Annotated in this window: 19 protein-coding genes; 16 read left to right on the plus strand and 3 right to left on the minus strand. The window is 26.1% G+C overall.

Annotated features, from left to right (window positions below):
- Positions 1 to 18: 18 nt before the first annotated feature.
- From lysS to ADFLV_RS04045, 3 genes are read right to left on the minus strand one after another with little or no spacing between them, the layout of a single operon-like run.
- On the minus strand, positions 19 to 1536 hold the full coding sequence (gene lysS / locus ADFLV_RS04035; RefSeq protein WP_412486429.1) for a lysine--tRNA ligase: 1518 nt from the start codon (positions 1534 to 1536) through the stop codon (positions 19 to 21).
- Between the two features lie 12 nt (positions 1537 to 1548).
- Entirely contained in the window at positions 1549 to 2283 is a 735-nt protein-coding gene (locus ADFLV_RS04040) for a CvpA family protein (RefSeq protein ID WP_129011000.1), read from the minus strand.
- 56 nt (positions 2284 to 2339) lie between these two features.
- Positions 2340 to 4415: an ATP-binding protein gene (locus tag ADFLV_RS04045; RefSeq protein ID WP_129010999.1), complete on the minus strand. Its 2076-nt coding sequence runs from the start codon at positions 4413 to 4415 to the stop codon at positions 2340 to 2342.
- Positions 4416 to 4530: 115 nt separating this feature from the next.
- On the opposite strand from ADFLV_RS04045, the gene ispG reads away from it, so the two are divergent.
- The 16 genes from ispG (at position 4531) to ADFLV_RS04125 (ending at position 20896) form a co-directional block, all read left to right on the plus strand.
- The gene (gene ispG, locus ADFLV_RS04050) at positions 4531 to 5592 is read left to right on the plus strand and encodes a flavodoxin-dependent (E)-4-hydroxy-3-methylbut-2-enyl-diphosphate synthase (RefSeq protein ID WP_014473513.1); all 1062 of its coding nucleotides are present in this window, start codon (positions 4531 to 4533) and stop codon (positions 5590 to 5592) included.
- On the plus strand, positions 5592 to 6887 hold the full coding sequence (locus tag ADFLV_RS04055) for a diguanylate cyclase (RefSeq protein ID WP_129010998.1): 1296 nt from the start codon (positions 5592 to 5594) through the stop codon (positions 6885 to 6887). Before ispG ends, ADFLV_RS04055 begins: the two co-directional genes overlap by 1 nt.
- A 52-nt stretch (positions 6888 to 6939) precedes the next feature.
- A complete protein-coding gene (locus ADFLV_RS04060; RefSeq protein ID WP_129010997.1) occupies positions 6940 to 8382 on the plus strand; it encodes a replicative DNA helicase in 1443 nt (480 codons plus the stop codon).
- A 185-nt stretch (positions 8383 to 8567) separates the two neighbouring features.
- Positions 8568 to 9578 carry a Wzz/FepE/Etk N-terminal domain-containing protein gene (locus tag ADFLV_RS04065; protein ID WP_129010996.1) on the plus strand — a complete coding sequence of 337 codons (1011 nt, stop codon included), beginning with the start codon at positions 8568 to 8570 and terminating at the stop codon, positions 9576 to 9578.
- 71 nt (positions 9579 to 9649) lie between these two features.
- Positions 9650 to 10600, plus strand: a complete 951-nt coding sequence (locus ADFLV_RS04070; protein ID WP_164968498.1) for a Wzz/FepE/Etk N-terminal domain-containing protein — start codon at positions 9650 to 9652, stop codon at positions 10598 to 10600.
- A 3-nt stretch (positions 10601 to 10603) separates the two neighbouring features.
- The gene (gene galE, locus ADFLV_RS04075; RefSeq protein WP_129010994.1) at positions 10604 to 11644 is read left to right on the plus strand and encodes a UDP-glucose 4-epimerase GalE; all 1041 of its coding nucleotides are present in this window, start codon (positions 10604 to 10606) and stop codon (positions 11642 to 11644) included.
- On the plus strand, positions 11645 to 12535 hold the full coding sequence (gene rfbA / locus ADFLV_RS04080; protein WP_129010993.1) for a glucose-1-phosphate thymidylyltransferase RfbA: 891 nt from the start codon (positions 11645 to 11647) through the stop codon (positions 12533 to 12535). It abuts the gene before it with no gap.
- Position 12536: 1 nt separating this feature from the next.
- Positions 12537 to 13112, plus strand: a complete 576-nt coding sequence (gene rfbC / locus ADFLV_RS04085) for a dTDP-4-dehydrorhamnose 3,5-epimerase (RefSeq protein WP_129010992.1) — start codon at positions 12537 to 12539, stop codon at positions 13110 to 13112.
- Positions 13105 to 13998 (plus strand): dTDP-4-dehydrorhamnose reductase, encoded by an 894-nt coding sequence (gene rfbD / locus ADFLV_RS04090; protein ID WP_129010991.1) that lies wholly within the window; start codon positions 13105 to 13107, stop codon positions 13996 to 13998. The genes rfbC and rfbD overlap by 8 nt, the downstream gene beginning before the upstream one ends.
- On the plus strand, positions 13995 to 14816 hold the full coding sequence (locus ADFLV_RS04095) for a KilA-N domain-containing protein (protein ID WP_129010990.1): 822 nt from the start codon (positions 13995 to 13997) through the stop codon (positions 14814 to 14816). The genes rfbD and ADFLV_RS04095 overlap by 4 nt, the downstream gene beginning before the upstream one ends.
- 1 nt (position 14817) lies before the next feature.
- Entirely contained in the window at positions 14818 to 15858 is a 1041-nt protein-coding gene (gene rfbB, locus ADFLV_RS04100) for a dTDP-glucose 4,6-dehydratase (RefSeq protein WP_129010989.1), read from the plus strand.
- A gap of 116 nt (positions 15859 to 15974) precedes the next feature.
- Positions 15975 to 16607: an SDR family NAD(P)-dependent oxidoreductase gene (locus ADFLV_RS04105; RefSeq protein ID WP_129010988.1), complete on the plus strand. Its 633-nt coding sequence runs from the start codon at positions 15975 to 15977 to the stop codon at positions 16605 to 16607.
- Complete coding sequence (locus ADFLV_RS04110; RefSeq protein WP_129010987.1) at positions 16600 to 17598, plus strand: ATP-grasp domain-containing protein; 999 nt, start codon at positions 16600 to 16602, stop codon at positions 17596 to 17598. Before ADFLV_RS04105 ends, ADFLV_RS04110 begins: the two co-directional genes overlap by 8 nt.
- Positions 17595 to 18299 carry an HAD family hydrolase gene (locus tag ADFLV_RS04115; RefSeq protein WP_129010986.1) on the plus strand — a complete coding sequence of 235 codons (705 nt, stop codon included), beginning with the start codon at positions 17595 to 17597 and terminating at the stop codon, positions 18297 to 18299. The genes ADFLV_RS04110 and ADFLV_RS04115 overlap by 4 nt, the downstream gene beginning before the upstream one ends.
- On the plus strand, positions 18296 to 18958 hold the full coding sequence (locus tag ADFLV_RS04120; protein ID WP_129010985.1) for an acetyltransferase: 663 nt from the start codon (positions 18296 to 18298) through the stop codon (positions 18956 to 18958). The genes ADFLV_RS04115 and ADFLV_RS04120 overlap by 4 nt, the downstream gene beginning before the upstream one ends.
- Before the next feature lie 3 nt (positions 18959 to 18961).
- On the plus strand, positions 18962 to 20896 hold the full coding sequence (locus tag ADFLV_RS04125) for a DCC1-like thiol-disulfide oxidoreductase family protein (RefSeq protein WP_129010984.1): 1935 nt from the start codon (positions 18962 to 18964) through the stop codon (positions 20894 to 20896).
- Positions 20897 to 20898 lie beyond the last annotated feature (2 nt).

Raw genomic sequence — 20898 nt, forward strand, 5'->3', positions numbered from 1 at the left:
TCTCCTATTTCTTTTATTTTATATTTCTTGATCTGATAAAAGATCTATTTCTTGTTTAATTGGTTTCATTGCTGGGAAAAGTAATACATCTCTAATAGAGTGTTCATTTGTTAACATCATTACTAATCTATCAATACCAATACCTTGACCCGCTGTTGGAGCCATTCCATAAGATAATGCATTTACAAAATCTTCATCCATTTCATGTGCTTCATCATCACCACTATTTTTTGCTGCCATTTGTCCTTCAAATCTTTGAAGTTGGTCTAATGGGTCATTTAACTCACTAAAGGCATTTGCAATTTCTTTACCTGCAATAAATAACTCAAATCTATCTGTTAAATGTGGTTTTTCATCATTTCTTCTTGCAAGTGGAGAAATTTCTACTGGATATTCAGTTATAAATGTAGGATTGATTAATTTTTCTTCAACATATTCATCAAATAATTCACCTTGTAGTTGTCCTAAATTCATATTTTCATTTGCTTCAAGATTATTTGCTCTTAAAAATGCAAGAATTTTATCTTTATCTTCAACTATGTCTTGTGGTACTCCACCAATTTCATATAAAGATTGAATTAATGGAATCTCTGTAAATTTATTAAAATCAATTTTTAATTCACCATAAGGTAGAAGAGTTGGTAAATTTAAATGTTCAAATAAATATTCAAAATATTCTTTTGTAATAACAATTAAATCTTTGTAAGTTTTATATGCCCAATAAAATTCAATAGAAGTAAATTCTGGATTATGAGTTGCATCCATTCCTTCATTTCTAAAGTTTCTATTAATTTCAAATACAGCTTCGAATCCACCAACTATTAATCTTTTTAAATATAATTCTGGTGCAATTCTTAAAAATCTATCAACACCTAAAGCATTGTGATGAGTAACAAATGGTTTTGCATTCGCTCCTCCTGCAATTGGGTGCATCATTGGAGTTTCAACTTCTAAGAAACCTTTGTTTTCAAAGAATCTTCTTGTAAGACTTATAACTTTACTTCTAATTTGAAAAGTTTTTCTAACTTCACTATTCATAATTAAATCTAAATATCTTTGTCTATATCTTAACTCTTTATCTTGGATTCCATGATATTTTTCAGGAAGTGGAGAAATGGCTTTTGTAAGTATTTTTAAACCATCAGCGTGAAGTGAAAGTTCTCCTTGTCCTGTAACAAATGGGAAACCTGAAACTTCTATAATATCTCCAACTTCAACATTTTTTTTGAAAATGTCATTGTAAAAACCTTCTGGTAAATTATCTCTTGATACATAAATTTGAAGCATTCCACTTTCATCTTCTATTTTTACAAATGCAGCTTTTCCCATAAGTCTAAAAAATTTAATTCTACCTGCAACTGTATAATTTCTATTTTCATCTCTTTTTTCTTCGATTTGTAAAATATCACTATTTACATTTAGATATTTTGCAATTGTACAATTTCTTGAACTTTCATTTGAATAAGGGTTAATCCCTGCTTCTCTTAACTTCTCTGCTTTTTCTATTCTTTGTTGTATATAATTATTTTCAAACAATATTAAATCCCTTTATTGATTTTCTTCTGGTTTATTTGCAATATTTTTTAATTTTTCTTTTATCGCATCTACTTGTTCCGAAGTTTTATTTGTAGAATCTTCTATTTTTTCTTCTACTTGTTGTATAACTTCTTCTTTCACAGCTTCTTGAACATCATTTACAGTTGAATTAACTTCTTCTTTGATATTTGAAGTAGCATCTTTAATAATTGGAGCATCTTTTACCGTTTTTACAGCTTTATCAAAACTATTAGCAATAGAATCGGTATCTAATTTTATGATATATGATCCAACGCTAATTAGATGTGGCATTACAATAGAAGTTGCAAATTTCTCATCAATAACTTTTCTGAAAGAATGAACTTGATAAAGCGCATAGGCAATAACTGAAAAAATTAAAAATATTTTAGCTGCACCAAATACAAATCCTAAAATTCTATCAATTATTCCTAATCCACTTGCAGAAAATATTTTACTAACCACAAGTCCAGCACTATAAACAACAAGCCAAACACCAACTAAAGCAACTACAAATCCAATTAATTTGATAGTTGCTTCATTTTCTAATACTAATATTGGAGCTAATAAATCACCTGTTTCTTTTGAAATCCTTGAAGCTACAAAAATTGCACCAATGATTCCAATAATTCCAAAAACTTCTTTGATAAGCCCTCTAAATAGACCTTTTAATCCTAAAATAAGAGTAATAGATATTATTATTAAATCAAAAATAGCAAAACCTTGCATAAAAATCCTTTTCTTATTAATGCGGGTATTGTATCTAATCTTTTCAAAATAGAAGTTTAATTAAAATCAATAATAAAATTAGTTCCAGAATATTCTTTATTCTCATAGTCAAAGGTTACATTTTTAATATCAATTTTATAAGCTAAATTTTTTACAAAAAATTCTTGAACTACATAAAGACCTAATCCAACGCCAAAAGCTTGGTGTTTTGTAGTAAAATATGGTTCTAGTATTTTTGAGAGTAATTTCTCATCTATTCCATTTCCTGTATCTTTTATTTGTAAGATTTTATTTGTAAAATCAATAAAAATATATCTCTCATCTTCCTGTTTATTTTCTATCAAAGCATAAACTGAGTTATCAAGAATATTTAAAATTGCTTGAGAAAAGTCATTTTTATTACAATCCAAAATCATATCATTGTCATAAGTAAATATGCATTTTATTGAATTTTTTTCAAATATTGAGTCAAAAAAATTAATGGTGTTTTTTATTGATTCTACAAAGGAAAATCTTACTATGCTATCATCTTTATTGAAAAAATTTGTAAAGTTTTCTATTGTATTTGAAAGTCTTTGAGTATTATCTATTATGGTATTGCAAGAGTTATTAAAATCTTCATTAGTTAAAGAATTTAACTCTTTTTGGATTTTCATTCCACTTGCTATTGTACTTATTACACTTAAAGGTTGTCTCCATTGATGAGCAATATTTTTTAAAGTATCTGCAATCGCAGCTATTTTTGATTGTTGATAAAGCAATCTATCTTTTTCTTTATCTTTTTCTATTTGTTCAACTTCTTTTGTTATATCTGTAAATGTAGCTATTATGTAATTTTCATTATTTATCATTGAAGCTTTTAATGAAAAATGAGTAATTTTATCATTTGAGTTTTTTATAGCAACTTTAAAATTTTTATCTTCATTATTTAAAACATATTCCGCCCAATTTTTGCCACCATAATCTTTTTTTATTATATAAAATTCATTGTCCATATCAAGAAAAGTATTACAAATACAAACATAATTCTTTCTAAATTCTTCTAGATTATTTGCATCTTTAAAAAAATCATATAATTTTTTATTTGCATCAATTATCTCTTCACCATTTGTAATTACGATTATATTTGATTGAGAATCTAAGATTGATTGTTTTTTATTTTCTTGAGATTTTATCTCTTTTAGATGAGATGAATATAAATAGATTAGAAATGAGAAAAATATTATGATTAGTGCAATTACAGAAACCATGATAATTTGAACTTTAAATGATTTTACAATTTGTAAATCAATATTATTTAAATCCATAAAATTTATAATGTAAGCTAATTTTTCATTATTCTTGTTATATAAAATAAAATTTGAAATTAGATAACCATTTTCAACAATATAATTTGGAATATTGATATATTTTTCTACATCATTGTTTTTTACATAATTTACTAAATCCATATTCGCATTTTTATTTGCAATATAATAATCATCTATAAAAATATTTGTATATGGATATTTTAATATTTTTCTATATTTTTTATCAGTGATTACTAAACAATCAATATTATTTTCTTTTAAATCTTTGGAGATAGAATTGAAGTGAGTGATAACTTCTAAAGCTCCTAAAAAATTGTTGTTATAATCAAAAATAGGTGTTCTTGCTTTTAATGTAAGATTAAATAAAGCTACACTTATTGAAGTAGAAACATTTTGATTTGTTAAAGTGTTTTTTAAATCTTTTCTAAAAAGTAAATTATCACCTTTTAAATCAGTCCAAGAACGATAAACACTTTTTCCATTTTTATCAACTATTTGAATCCAAACATTTTTATATTTTGAATATTGATTTAACTCATCTGAAATTTTTTTATATTCTAATTTATCATAATCTTTATTTTCCATAAGTCTATATAAACTATCATTTTTTGCAAGTGCAAGAGCTATTGCTAAAGTAGTATTTTGTTTGTCTTTTATAAGATTTTGAGTCGTTTTTACAATATTTATATGTGTTGAATTATAAATAGATTTTAAAAGATTCTCTTGTTTACTTGAAATATAATAATAGGTTCCTAAAATTATGAAAGTTGTAAGAGTTAAAAATAATAAAATTATGATGTAGATATTCTTTTTTGATGTCATATGATTACAGTAACTTATTGCTAAATTTATTAGCTTTGATTATATAAAATAACTTCTTTTTTTTTTATTAAAATGTTTCATATTAAATTAATATTTTTGTGATAAAATCTCGTTTATGATAAAAAGATACCCAACAAAACAGATATTCGTAGGAAATGTTCCTATTGGTGGTGATGCACCAATTCCAGTACAATCAATGACTTTTTCAAAAACATCAGATGTTAAAGCAACAGTAGAACAAATCACAAAATTACATTTTGCTGGTGCTGATATAGTAAGAGTTGCTGTTCCAAATATGGAAGCAGCCTTGGCATTAAAAGAGATTAAATCACAAGTAGAATTGCCACTTGTAGCAGATATTCATTTTCATTATAAATTAGCTTTGGTTGCTGCTGAAGTTGTGGATTGTATTAGAATCAATCCAGGAAATATTGGTGATAAAAATAGAGTTCAAGAAGTTGTTAAGGCTTGTACAGAGCGAAATATACCTATTAGAATTGGAGTAAATTCTGGGTCGCTTGAAAAGCAATTTGAAGACAAATATGGACAAACGCCTCAAGGTATGGTAGCTAGTGCTGATTACAATATCAAGTATCTTGAAGATTTAGGATTTACAAATTTAAAAGTTTCACTAAAAGCAAGTGATGTTCAAAGAACAGTAGAAGCTTATAGAATGTTAAGACCTATGAATAATTATCCATTTCATTTAGGTGTTACAGAAGCTGGAACTCAATTTCACTCAACTATTAAATCATCAATAGCTTTAGGTTCACTTTTACTTGATGGAATAGGAGATACTTTAAGAGTATCTATGACAGGAGAACTTGAAGAAGAGATAAAAGTTGGACGTGCAATACTAAAAGATGTCGGAATTGCAAAAGAGGGATTAAATATCGTTTCTTGTCCTACTTGTGGAAGAATAGAAGCAGATTTAGTAAGTGCAGTTACAGAAATAGAAAATAGAACAAAACATATTAAAACACCACTAGATGTTTCAGTTATGGGATGTGTTGTAAATGCAATAGGTGAAGCAAAAAGTGCAGATGTTGCAATTGCATTTGGAAAAGGAAGTGGACTTGTAATGAAAAAAGGTGAAATCATAGCCAAACTTTCAGGTAGTGAATTAATAAACAAATTTATTGAGGAAGTAGAAATAGAGGCAGAAAAAAGAAAATAATGCAAACTGCAAAAGCTAATTTTCAATTTTTTTTGGCGACTGAAGTTGAATCTATCACTGATGAATTTTTGAAGAAGTATATTATAAATGTGCGAGATATTGAAGATGAAGAGTTTGAAGAGATAAAAAACTTTTTTTCTTTGATAATAAAATACATTTGTACAAGCCAGATAGATAAAGCAGTTATAATTTGTAAAGAGTTGATACATAACAACATTGGATTGGGCATTCCATATGTTATGTTGACTCATGAATTAATCAATCTAATAGGCTTGATTATGAAAAAGTTACTTTATAAAAATGCAAAAAATGAACTTTATGAATTGTATCAGTTACAAGCAGTTTTTGAAGATACTATCGCAAAAATCTATTTAGATAAATATGTAAAAGATTTACAAAAGAAAAATTCTTTGAGAATATCAGGACTTAGTGATATATATGAACAAAATATTATTTTGTATTATAAATCTCATTTAGAATGGCTAACAGATTTATCAACAGCAGTTTCTCTAAGAGAAAATAGATTTTTCCCTGAAACAAATCATAATTTATGTGTTTTTGGTAAATGGTTATTAGATTCAGGAAAAAATATAATACAAAATAATTCAAAATATAAAAATATTTCAAAGTTACATGAAAATTTACATTTTATTGCAAAGCAGATTCAAAATTATATTTTAGAAGAAAAACCAAATAATCATATAATATTGACATATTTAGAAAAATGTGAAATGTTGTCTTTATCTTTGGGAACAGAATTGGCTTTGATTGATAATACTTTGATAAATTCTCAAGCTTCAAAAGACCCTTTAACAGGTGCTTTAAATAGACAAAGATTAAATAAACTTTATACAAATCAACTAGAAATATCTTTTGCCACAAGCGAGCCTTTTGTTCTTGCTATGTGTGATTTTGATTTTTTTAAAAAAATAAATGATAATTATGGTCATATAGCAGGAGATAAAATGCTTGAAAATTTTGTCCCATTAGTGAAACAAACTCTTAGAACTTCGGATATGATTATTAGATATGGTGGTGAAGAGTTTATATTTATTTTACCTGCAATAAAAGAGAAAAAAGCAAGAGAATTATTGAATGAAGTAAAAGAAAATTTTGCAAAATTTGTATTAGATTATGAAAATCATAAAATATCTACGACTTTAAGTATAGGGATGTATGAAATCAATCCTGAAAATTGTGATAGAAGTTTTTTTAGAGATTCAAATAATGCAATCTCAATAGTCGATAAAAAATTATATGAAGCAAAAAATAGCGGTAGAAATAGGGTTTGTTGATACTTTAATTTGCTTTTAGATACAATCATTTCCTTAAAAAATTGGAGACGGAATGGATAGTGTTTATAGTATAAATATTGAAAGAGCTGTATTAAGTTCTATTTTATTTAACCCAGAAGAGTTAGAAGATGTTTTAGGTGTATTAAAACCAAAAGATTTTTATCTTCCAGCTCATAAAAAAATTTTTGAAGTGATGGTAAAACTTCATAATGATGATATGCCAATAGATGAAGAATTTATACGAAAAAGACTTGATTCTAAAGATGTTGATGACTCTATCTTACTTGAAATTCTTTCTGCAAATCCAATAACAAATACTTTAGCTTATGTAAGAGAAATCAAAGATGGTGCGGTAAAAAGAGAATTAGCCTCACTAGCAACAACTATAAAAAAAGTGGCTATTGAAGAAGAAGTAAGTGCAAATGAAGCACTTGATACTATTCAAGGTGAACTTTATAAAATATCAACAGATAGTGCAACTAGCGAATTAAAAGATATGCATACTATCACTCATGATACTTTATCTTATATTGAAAAGATGAAAAAACTTGGAAATAAACATCTTATTGGTGAAACAACAGGTTTTGATGCACTTGATAGAAGAACGACAGGTTTTAATGAAGGGGATTTGATAATCATAGCAGCACGGCCAGCTATGGGGAAAACTGCCCTTGTACTTAATATGGCACTTAAAAATGTGGAAAGAGGAAAAGGAGTAATATTTTTCTCTCTAGAGATGCCAGCAGAACAACTAATGCTTAGGATGTTGGCTGCAAAAACTTCTATTCCTTTACAAAATCTTAGAAAAGGTGATATGGATGATTCTCAATGGTCAAATCTTAGTGCAGCTTTTGATGATTTAAATAAAAAGAAACTTTTTGTTGATGATGGTGGAAGTATTAATATCAACCAACTTAGAGCAAGAGTGAGAAAGTTAGCTCAAAATGAAGCAAACAATATAAAACTTGTGATTATTGATTATCTTCAACTAATGCAAGGAACTGGAAATAAAGATAGACACCAAGAAGTTTCTGATATTTCAAGAGGTTTAAAAATGCTTGCAAGGGAGATGAAAATACCTATTATTGCACTTTCTCAGCTAAATAGGGGACTTGAAAATAGACCAGATAAAAGACCTATGTTAAGTGATTTAAGAGAATCTGGAGCTATTGAGCAAGATGCTGATATCATCATGTTTGTTTATAGAGATGATGTTTATAAAGAGAGAGACGAAGCTAAAAAAGAAAAAGAAGCAAAAGATAAAGGTGAAGATTATAAATCTAAATTTATAAATAAACCAGTTGAAGAAGCAGAAGTTATTATAGGTAAGCAAAGAAATGGTCCAATTGGAACAGTTAAACTTGATTTCCAAAAAGCACTTACAAGATTTGTTGATAAAGAAAATGAAAATAGTGCAGCTCCAATAGAAGTGATATTTGAAAATATTGCTGATACAGAAAAAGAGACAAATATTGATATACCTGATATTTTGTAATTTAGAATAACAATAATTTTTAAAAAATAATATAATTATCCCTTATAATTAGTTACTAAATGACACATAAAATGAGATTTGTTTGAGATTTTAATATTAAATTTTCAATATTTAAAAAAAGAGTCCAAAAAGAGTCATTTACAAGTTATAATAACAACTAATTTTAGAATAGGGAAGATAGAGTTTTGCAAGAAAAAGAATATATAGTTGAAGATGAAATAGATTTGAAAGAGTTATTTAAAGTACTTTGGAACAAAAGAGTATTTATTTTAATTATTACAGCAATTATTACACTATTAGCAATAATTTATGTAAATATAAAAACACCAATTTATGAGGTAAAATCAGTAGTACGAATAGGTTATATTGGTGGAGCTTTAGTTGAAAATAGTAATGTTTTAGAAAAAAAATTAAGGCTTATTTTTAATGTTGATATTCCTCAACAAATAACAAAAGATGAAGCTATAGTATCAAATATCGCAGCAGTTAAAAAAGTAGAAAATTTTTTGGAAATCGCTACTTTAGGATATTCAAATGATCAAGCCTTAGCAAAAAATAAAGAAATTTTAGATTTCTTACAAAATGAATATAAATATAAGATAGATGAATATATCTTAAATACAAATTTAAATATAAAAAATCTTGAAGAACAGATAAAATATATAGAAAATGTAACAAAAGTTGAAAAAGAAGAACAGATAAATTTTTTAAATAGTATTGAATTAACAACAATAGAAAATAAACTAAATTTCAATAAAGAAAAATTATCACAATATCAAGAAAATATAAATCAAATAACAAAAAGAAGAAGTTCTGATAATACACAAAATATGTTATCAGCGATGGAAATATTGAATTATCAAAATTTGATATTAAATCTTCAAAATCAAATCGAGAATTTAAATAAAGAAAAACAAAATATTTTAAATGAAAAAATACCAAATCTAAAAAGAGATTTGGAATTTGATATAAAAAATAGAATAGAAAAAATAAAAGACAATATCTCACTAGAAAAACTAAAACTTACAAACAATATAGCAAAAAATAGTGAAGTTGTTGGAGATGTTTTAGTAGATGATAAACCAATAAAACCTAAAAAATTATTGATTATAGTTGTTGCCTTTGTAACAGGATTTATACTTGCTATATTTGCTGTATTTTTTATGCAATTTATAAATAATATTAAAAATGATTAATTCAATATTATTTAACAATAATGTTAGGAAGATGTGGGTATAATCCCGCATTTTATTTGATAGGAACAAGTTTGGATAATAAAGCAGATATTTTGGAAGATGAAATAGATTTGAAAGAGTTGTTTAAAACAATTTGGAATAAAAGAGTGTTTATTTTGATCGTTACATCAGTTATTACATTGTTAACAATAGTTTATGTAAATATTAAAACGCCAATATATGAAGTTAAAGCTTTAATTGAAATAGGTACTTATAAGACTGAAACAAATCAAAATATATCAATAGATGATGCGGATATTCTTGCAAAAAAACTGTCTACAATATTTATAGATTTAAGAAAAAATATAAATGATAAAGAGTTTGAAATTACAAAAACAATTCCTTTAAAAGGAATGAAAAATTTTATTGAAATTTCAAGTGAAGCAAAATCAAATACAGATGCAATCAATGGATTAAACGAAGTTATTGAGTATATAAAAAAAGATCATTTATTAATTTTAAATGATATTAAAGAAAAAAATGAAGCAGAATTGAAAAATTTAGAATTAACTATCAAAAATATAAAAGAAGATAAAATTGTTAATATAGATAAAAAGATAGAGTTATATACTCAAAATATATTAAATCTTGAAGAACAAATGAAATATGTAACTGAAGTATTACAAAATATAACAAAATTAGATCCTTCTATATCTGCTCTTAAACTTATGGAAAAAAGAGACATATCAAATGCAATAATAGAAAATAAATCAACTTTATTTGATTTAACTGAGCAAAAAGAAAATTTATTGAATGTACAAATAAATAAATTATTAGAAAGAAAAAAATTATTTGAAGCTTTATTGTTGCCTTATAATTTAAAAAATAGTGAAATTGTTGGAAAGATTTTAGTAGATGACAAACCAATAAAACCTAAAAAATTGTTGATTATAGTTGTTGCCTTTGTAACAGGATTTATACTTGCTATATTTGCTGTATTTTTTATGCAGTTTATCAATAATATGAGAAAAGAAGAAAAATAAAATATGAAAATTTTAATAACTGGTGGAGCTGGATATATAGGTTCACATACTTTAGTCGAGTTAAATAAAGTAGGTTATGATTTCATAGTTTATGATAACTTATCAAACTCTTCAAAAGAGAGTTTAAAAAGAGTAAAAAAGATAACTGGTAAAAAAGTAGATTTTGTAAAAGGTGATATAAGAGATAAAAATAGTTTAGAAAAAGTATTTAAAAAATATAAAATTGATTCGGTTATCCATTTTGCTGGACTTAAAGCAGTAGGTGAAAGTGTAGAAAAACCACTAAAATATTATGATAATAATGTAAATGGAATCTTAGTTTTATTAAAAGTGATGGAAAAGTATAATTGCAAAAAAATAGTATTTTCTAGTTCTGCAACTGTATATGGAAATCCTAGTTCAAATCCAATAGATGAGACTTTTCCTGTTGGAGCTACAACAAACCCTTATGGTACAAGTAAATATATTTGTGAGAGGATTTTAGAAGATGTTTATACTTCAAATAACACTTTTAAAATAGCAATTTTAAGATACTTTAACCCTGTTGGAGCACATGAAAGTGGTATGATAGGAGAAGACCCAAATGGGATACCAAATAACCTTATGCCATATATTTCTCAAGTAGCAGTTGGAAAAAGAGAGTATTTGAATGTATTTGGAATTGATTATGATACTTTTGATGGTACAGGAGTGAGAGATTATATCCATGTTGTTGATTTAGCAAATGCTCATGTAAAAGCCATTGATTATTTAAATTCATTGAATAATAATACTAAACCTCTAATTGTAAATATAGGAACAGGTATAGGATATAGTGTACTTGATATGATAAAAGCTTTTGAAAAAGTATCAAATAAAAGCATACCATATGAAATAGTTTCAAGAAGAGCTGGAGATATAGCAACATGTTTTGCAAATCCAACAAAAGCAAAAGAAATTTTAGGCTGGGAAGCAAAAAAAAGTATAGAAGATATGTGTGCTGATAGTTGGAGATGGCAGAGTAATAATCCAGATGGATATATTAAAACCAAAGGAGAAAAATAAATGAAAGGGATAATACTAGCCGGAGGAAGTGGGACAAGATTGTACCCGATAACAAAGGGTGTCTCAAAACAATTAGTTCCAATCTATGATAAACCAATGATATATTATCCACTTTCAGTTTTGATGTTAGCAGGAATAAAAGAAGTATTAATAATAACAACTCCTCAAGACCAACCAAGCTTTATTAATCTTTTAGGTGATGGAAAAGATTTAGGAATGAGATTTGAATATGTAGTTCAACCAAGCCCAGATGGATTAGCACAAGCATTTATCTTAGGTGAAGAATTTTTAAATGGCGATGATGCATGCTTAGTATTAGGTGATAATATCTTCTATGGTCATGGATTAACAAACCTTCTAGCTCAAAGTATAAAAAATATTAAAGATGAAAATAAAGCAACAGTGTTTGGATATTATGTAAGTGATCCAGAACGATATGGGGTTGCAGAATTTAATGATAGTGGAGATGTAATCTCTATTGAAGAAAAACCAAAAGAGCCAAAATCAAACTACGCAGTTGTAGGATTGTATTTTTATCCAAATGATGTAGTAAAAAAAGCAAAAGAAGTAAAACCAAGTGATCGTGGTGAATTAGAAATCACAACACTAAACCAAGATTACCTAAATGAAAATAGATTAAAAGTAGAATTGATGGGAAGAGGGTACGCTTGGCTTGATACAGGAACTCATGAATCTTTACTAGAAGCTTCAAGTTTTATTCAAACAATAGAAAATAGACAATCTTTAAAAGTTGCATGTTTAGAAGAAATAGCATATGAAATGGGATATATAACTAAAGAGAAACTTTTAGAATTAGTAGAACCCCTAAAAAAGAATCAATATGGACAATATCTAATATCAAGAGCAAATCATCCAAGAAGGATGAAATAATATGCAATTTATTAGAACAGCTATTCCTGATGTAATAATTATCGAACCAACCGTTCATGGTGATAGTAGAGGATACTTTGTTGAAACTTTTAGGCAAGATAAACTTGAAGAATTTTTAGGATATAAAATAAACTTTTGCCAAGATAATGAAAGTAAATCTTCAAAAGGAGTTCTAAGAGGACTTCATTATCAACTTCCACCTCATGCTCAAACGAAACTTGTAAGAGTAATTCACGGACGAGTTCTAGATGTAGCAGTTGATATTAGAAAAAACTCACCAACATTTGGAAAATATGTAGCAGTAGATTTAAGTGGTGAAAATAAAAAACAACTACTAATTCCTAGAGGTTTTGCTCATGGATTTGTAGTGCTTGAAGATGATACAATATTTGCTTATAAAGTAGATAATTACTACAGCCCACAATGTGACAGAGGAATAGCTTTTGATGATAAAAATCTAAATATAGATTGGATTTTAAATCATAATGAATTAAATCTATCTGCTAAAGATACAAAACAACCAAAACTAAATGAAACAAATGACTTATTTGAATTTGGAGTAGATTATTATGCTTAATTCAAGCTCTTTAACTACTACTTACAATATACTTGTAATAGGTTCAATGGGTCAGCTTGGAAGTGAAATAAAAGAGCTTTCTTCAAACTATAATTATAATTTCTTTTTTACTACAAGAGATGATATTGATATTACAGATAAAGAAAATATTAAATCTTTTTGTGAAAAAAACTCTATTAATGTAATTATTAACTGTGCAGCATACACAGCAGTTGATAAAGCTGAAAGTGATGAAATAAATGCAGATTTAGTAAATAGAAAAGCTGTTAAAAAATTATCAATCGTTGCCAAAGAGTTAAATATTAAATTAATTCATATCTCTACAGATTATGTGTTTGATGGAAAAAACTTTAAACCATATGTTGAAGAGTTTCAAACAAATCCACAATCAGTTTATGGTAAAACAAAACTTGATGGTGAAAATGAAATCAGAGATATAAATCCATTAAACTCTATTATTATTAGAACTTCATGGGTTTATTCATATTACGGTAATAACTTTGTAAAAACAATGCTTCGATTAGGAAAAGAAAAAGAAGAATTAGGTGTAATATTTGATCAAGTTGGAACACCAACTTATGCAAAAGATTTAGCTAAAACTATTCTTGATATCATTCCACAAATAGAAAATTCTAAAGTAGAAATATACAACTACTCAAATGAAGGAGTTCTATCTTGGTATGATTTTGCAAAAGAGATTATGAAAATGGCAAAACTAAATTGTAAAATAAAAGCAATAGAGACATACCAATACCCAACACCAGCTAAACGACCACATTTCTCACTTTTAAATAAAAGTAAAATAAAACAGAAGTTTAATATAGAAATACCATACTGGAAAGATGGATTAGACGATTGCTTAAAGAGATTAGGTGAGAGAAGATGAATAACAAACTCATTGTTCAAGAAACTTTAATCTCTATTGGTCAACACGAAAAAGAGGATTTTATATCTCTTACAGATATTGCAAGAGCAAAAAATTCTGATGAACCAAAAGATGTGGTAAAAAATTGGTTAAGAAATAAAAATACAATAGAGTTTTTAGGACTTTGGGAGCAAATAAATAATCCAGATTTTAAAGGGGTCGAATTCGACGGGTTTAAAAATTCTGCAGGTCTTAATAGTTTTACAATGTCACCTGTTAAATGGATTGAAACAACAAATGCAATAGGAATTATTAGTAAATCAGGAAGATATGGTGGAACTTTTGCTCATAAAGATATAGCGTTTGAGTTTGCTAGTTGGATTAGTGCTGAATTTAAACTATTTTTAATTAAAGAGTTTCAAAGACTCAAAAATGAAGAGATAGAAAATAAATCATTAGAATGGAACTTGAGCAGAAGCCTTTCTAAAATAAATTATAAAATCCACACAGATGCTATAAAAGAGCATCTTGTACCAAATATACTTTCAAGACCAAAAGATGGATTTGTATATGCAACTGAAGCTGATGTATTAAATATTGCACTATTTGGACAAACAGCAAAAGAGTGGCGAGAAAATAATCCAAAGCAAGATGGAAATATAAGAGATTATGCAAGTGTAGAACAGCTTATCGTGCTTTCAAATATGGAAAGTGTAAATGCAGAACTTATAAAGCAAGGTATGCAACAAGCTGATAGATTGCTAGTGCTAAATAGTATGGCAATATCTCAGATGAAATCTTTAATAAATAATCCAACTATAAAAAAATTAGGAAAATAAAATGTTCAATAATAACAATAAAACAATACTTGTAACTGGATGTGCTGGATTTATAGGTTCAAACTTTGTGCCATATTTTTTAGAAAAATACCCAAACTATAACTTAGTAAATCTAGATCTTTTAACATATGCTGGAGATTTGGAAAATCTAAAAGAGTGTGAAGCAAATCCTAGATATAAATTTATAAAAGGTGATATCTGTAATAGAGAATTAGTTGAATTTATATTTAATGAATATGATATAAAAGGTGTTATTCACTTTGCAGCAGAATCTCATGTAGATAACTCTATTAAAAATCCAGGTGTATTTGTTCAAACAAATGTAAATGGAACATTTACTCTGATTGATGTAGCTTATAAATATTGGATGGAGAAACCATTTACTTATAAATCAGAATATCAAGACTGTAGATTTCATCATATCTCAACAGATGAAGTATATGGAACACTTACTCTTGATCCAAATGATCTGTTCACTGAAAAAACTCCTTATGCTCCAAACTCTCCATACTCTGCAAGTAAAGCTTCAAGTGATATGATAATAAGAGCATATAATGAAACCTATGGATTAAATACAGTTATTACAAACTGCTCAAATAACTATGGTCCAAAACAACATGATGAAAAATTAATCCCTACGATTATAAGAAATGCTTTGAAACAAAATCCAATTCCAATTTATGGGGATGGGAAAAATATAAGAGATTGGTTGTATGTACTTGATCACTGTAAAGGTATAGATCTGGTTTATCATACTGGAAAAAATGGTGAAACTTATAATATAGGTGGAAGAAATGAAAGAACAAATCTTCAAATAGTTGATACAATAACAACTATTTTAGATAAAGAAGTTCCACAATCAAACTTCTCATATAAAAGTTTAATAACTTTCGTTGAAGATAGAGCAGGACATGATAGAAGATATGCAATAGATGCGAGTAAACTAGAAAATGAACTTGGATGGAAAGCAGATGAGAATTTTGATAGTGGGATTGTTAAGACTATTGAGTGGTATTTGAATAAATATGGAATAAACAAATGATTTTATATCTTATAAGAAAAGAAAAAGTCAATAAGCTTTTTAAAGATAGAATCAACAAAAAACAAAAGATTATTTTTCAGAAAATAATTTAAAAAAACAAATTGAAAGACTATTTAATGAATAATGTATTAATTGTGATTACAGGGACAACGCAAGGTTTAGGAAAAGAATTAGAAAGAGTATTTATTAATAACAATATTTTGACACTAAATAGGAAATCAAAAGAACATACTAATAATTTAATATTAGATTTATCGGAAAAGAATATTAATTTAGATGAGTTTAATAATATTATTGATAAATATGAAAAAATATTTTTTATTTCAAATGCATCTATTGTAAAACCAATAAAAAATATTAAAGATATAACAAATAATGATTTAGATATTTCTATTCATACAAATTTTATAAATCAAGCAAAAATTATTATGAAAATAGTTCAAAGTAATAAAAAATATTCTATATTAAATATTACATCAGGAGCAGCTTTTACTTCAAATGCTGAACTCTCTTTATACAGCTCTTCAAAAGCTGCTATGCATAGATTTATTGAGATATTAAAAAAAGAAGAAATAAATAATCCTAATGCATTATATATAGATAACTTTGATCCAGGTAGAATGCAAACAGAGATGCAAAAAGATTTGATGAGTCAGAAAAAACTAAATATAAACATAGAAAATTTAAAAACAGTTGAAGAAGTGGCAAAAGATATATATCAAATATTAGGGAAATATATAAATGAATGATAAGATTAGAGTTTTAGTTGATGGTGTAGGCGGAGATGTTGGGCAAGGTATTTTAAAATCTCTTTTAGATACTAAATTAGATATTGAATTATATGCTTCGTGTATTAGTGATAAGAGTAGTTGGTTATATAAAATTAAAAATAGTTATATATTTCCATTAGTAAGCGATGATAATTTTATAGATTTTTTGGTTGATTTTATTAATAAATACAAAATAGATGTATATTTTCCTACTGTTGATTCAACTTTATTAAAAATATCTAAATATAAAGAATTTATTGAGAGTAAAACAAATGTAAAAATATTTATAGATAATTTAGAAAAAATAGAAATTTGCGACGATAAATATCTTACAAATAAATTTTTAGTTAAAAATAGTTTTTATGCTCCTAAAACAGTTAGTATGGATGATTTAAATTTAAATGAATTTTTATCAAAAAATAATTATCCATTAATCTTAAAAACAAAAAGTGGGAATGGTGCTAAAAATGTTATAAAGGTAAATAATTATAAAGAATTGAAGCCTTTTATAGGCAATTCATCTTGGCTTTTACAAGAATTCTTAAATATTGAAAATGAAATTACAAGTGGAATATATATAGGAGAAGATAAAGAAATAAAGGGAATTTATATTTTAAAAAGAACTTTAAAATCAGGTTCTACCCATCATGCTGAAAGAATTATAGATGAAATTTTAGAAAAACAGCTTATAGATATTGCAAAAAAGATGGATATGAAATATTTAAATATTCAAGCTATATATGAAAACAATAAAGTTTTACCTTTTGAATTTAATGGAAGATTATCAGGAACAACAGGGGCTATGAGACAGATTTTTAATGTTCCAGAGATGTTTATTAAAGAATGTATATTAAAAGAGTATATAACTCCAAGTGATAATAATGAAAAAATATTTTTTACAAGATACAATGAAGAGATTATTTATACTCAAAAAGATATAGACAATCTAAAAACAAGGAGCGATTCTTGAAAAATAAATTAGTAATATTCGATTTTGCTGATACTATTGCAAAATTATCACCATCAAAAGAAGAACTTTTTCATAGATTTATATTAAATGAATTGAATTTAGATATTCCATTAAAACATATTGAAGAAGTTTATCATTATGCTACAAATTTACTTTTTTATAGTTCAGTAAATATACAAAAAATAGATTCAAAAAAAGAATTTTATAAAAAGTTTAATAATGATATTTTATCTTTATTAGGTATTGCTCATTTAATTGATTCAGAAAAATTGTTTAATTATTTTAATGAAAATGGACAACATTGGGTACTTAAAAATGGTGTTAAAGAACTTTTTATAAGTCTTAAAGAAAAAGGATTTATAATCAGTCTTGTTTCTAATTTTGATGAAAGATTAAATCAAGTTTTAAAAAATTTAGAAATTTATGATTTATTAGATTCTAAATTTATTTCTCAAGAAATAGGTTTAGAAAAACCAGATATAGAATTTTTTAAATTACCATTAAAGAAACATAACATAGATGCTAAAGATACTTTTTTTATAGGAGATAGCTATTTTTTAGATTTTATTCCATCTCAAAGTTTAGGAATTTTTCCAATATTGTTAGATGAAAACGATAGATTTCCTTTAATTCAAAAAATTAATAAAATTTCCAATATAATCGAATGCAAAGATATAATATTTGAGAGAATTTCAAAATGAAATTAGTTATTTATGGAAATAGTGATTTTGCAGAATTGATGTATTATTATTTCACAAATGATAGTAAATATGAAGTGGTTGGATTTTGTGTTGATAAGGATTTTATAAAGAGCGATAAATTTTTGGATAGACCACTTGTGCCATTTGAGGAAATTGAAAAAATATTCCCCCCAAATGAGTATAAAATGTTTGTAGCAGTTGGATATAAAAATATGAGATTACGAGCAAAACTATATAAAAAAACTGTTGATAAAAAATATGAACATATAAACTACATAAGTAGCAAATCAATAATTGATGAATCAAATATAATAGGTAAAAATAACGCAATACTACATGGAGTAGTTTTAGAGCCTTTTGCAAAAATAGGTGATAATAATATTATAAATACAAATGTAACTATTTGTCATCATGCAAAGATTATGAATGATTGTTTTATTGCTGCTAAATCTTTAGTAGGTGGCTTTACAACTATTAAAAATAACTGTTTTATAGGTTTTTCTTCTACAATATTACAAAAATTAATAATTGAAGATGAAACCTTGGTGGCAGCAGGTTCTATTGTGAATAAAAATTCATCTAAATTTGATTTTTTAGCAGGAATACCTGCTAAAGTTGTATCAAACCATAAAGAAAATGGGATAGAGATAAAAGGATAAAAAATGAAAATTATGACTAGTTATTATAATTTTATAAAAAAGTTATATGAAAAAGAGGAATCAGGGTTAGCTTTAGCTTTGTTTAGAATAGTTTATGGTTTAGTAGTACTTGCCGAAGTTTGGCAAATATTTTATTTTAGACATCTGATATTTGATCCTATTCCTTATGTTCAAACTGCTTCTTTTATGATTCATCCAATGTTAATTATTTGGATAATTTCTATAGTATTTATTACGGTAGGTTTGTTCACTAGAAAGGCAACTATAGTAAATTATCTTTTTACAGTATTATTTATGGGATTTACATTTCAATTTACTGGACTTGGTAATGAATTTGATTATCATATAGATAAAGAGTTTATACCTGTAGCTTTTTTACTTATGTTTATGCCTATTTCAAGAAGACTCTCTTTTGATAGATTAATTGAAAAAATAAAATATTCAAATACAAAACAAGAGTATAATCCAAAGACTACAGTATCGAGTTTAAACTATATTATCTTAATTATAGCAGCTGGTTTGATATATTTCGATTCTATTTTTTATAAGCTTTATTCTCCTATGTGGTTAGGTGGATTAGGTGTTTGGTTACCTGCTTCTTTACCTTGGGCAACTTGGCTTGATTTAAGTTTTATTTTAAATCAGGAGCATTTGATTAAGTTTTTAGGTTACTTAACTTTATTCTTTCAAATTACATATATCTTTTTTGTTTGGTTTAAAAAATTTAAAGTTTTTTATTTATTGGTTGGAATAGGCTTACATATAGGAATAGCTTTGGCATTTCCAATTCCTTGGTTTGCTTTAGCTATGGTAGCTTTGTATATAGGAATAATACCTTCTAGCTTTTATTCAAATTTATATGAAAAAATATTTAAAAGTAAAAAGAAACCAACACTTAAATTTTATTTTGATGAAAATTGTCCTTTATGCAATAGATTAAGAATTATTGTTCAATATTTTGATAATAGCAGAAATATAGAGTTTTTATCTACACAACAAGAAGCTCATAAAAATGATTTACTTAAAAATATACCTCTACAACAACTTTTAGACAATGTTTATAGTGTAGATAATAAAAACAACGTATTTAGTGGAATAGAGACTTATGTAAAAGTTTTAAATAAAGTTTGGATTTTTAAACCAATAGGAATATTACTATATATCCCTTTTATAAAATCAATAGGTTCAAAAATATATGGATATATAGCACAGCATAGGATAACTTATGGATGTACAGAAGATAGTTGTAGCATGCCTATACATAATACTGTTTATATAGAACAAGATGATTCAAAAATCAAAATACTTCAAAACTTAGATTTAAAAACAATTAAAATATTTTTTATAGCTTTTTTTATAGCTTGGTTGAGTATATCTCAATTATTAATGATACAAAGTTCGCTTTTGATGAATCATATTTATTCAAAATTGAACATATCCAATGAAACACTTAGATATATAAATGGGGGGGCAAATTTGTATAAAAATATTTTTTATCCTTTTACGGGGTTATCTCAACATGCAGTTTTTATGGATTATCATTTCCAAAATTATAATCATACAGTTGCTATTACATATTTTGATGGTAAAGAAGATATATTTTTGCCTATTATCGATGAAAAAGGTCATGCTTCTTGGTATGATAGTGGACGGCAGTGGGTAAATTATAGCTTTAGAGTAAGTAATAAAGATTTTAATTCAAAACAATATTCACATGGAATTAAAAAATATATTTATTTTTGGGCTTATAAAAATAATATTGATTTGAATAATGCAACTTTTAAAGTTAAATATAAATATAACGAAGTTCCTTATAAGTGGGAAAAAGATTTATTAAAAAAAGGACTGAATAAACCTTGGCAAGAAGCAGGAACATTAGGTTGGAAAAATGGCGAGTTTTTTGCAAATATAATAGAAATAGAAAATCAAAAGGATTAAAT

It is taken from the genome of Arcobacter defluvii (assembly GCF_013201725.1).
In the GTDB taxonomy this organism is placed as follows: Bacteria; Campylobacterota; Campylobacteria; order Campylobacterales; family Arcobacteraceae; genus Aliarcobacter; species Aliarcobacter defluvii.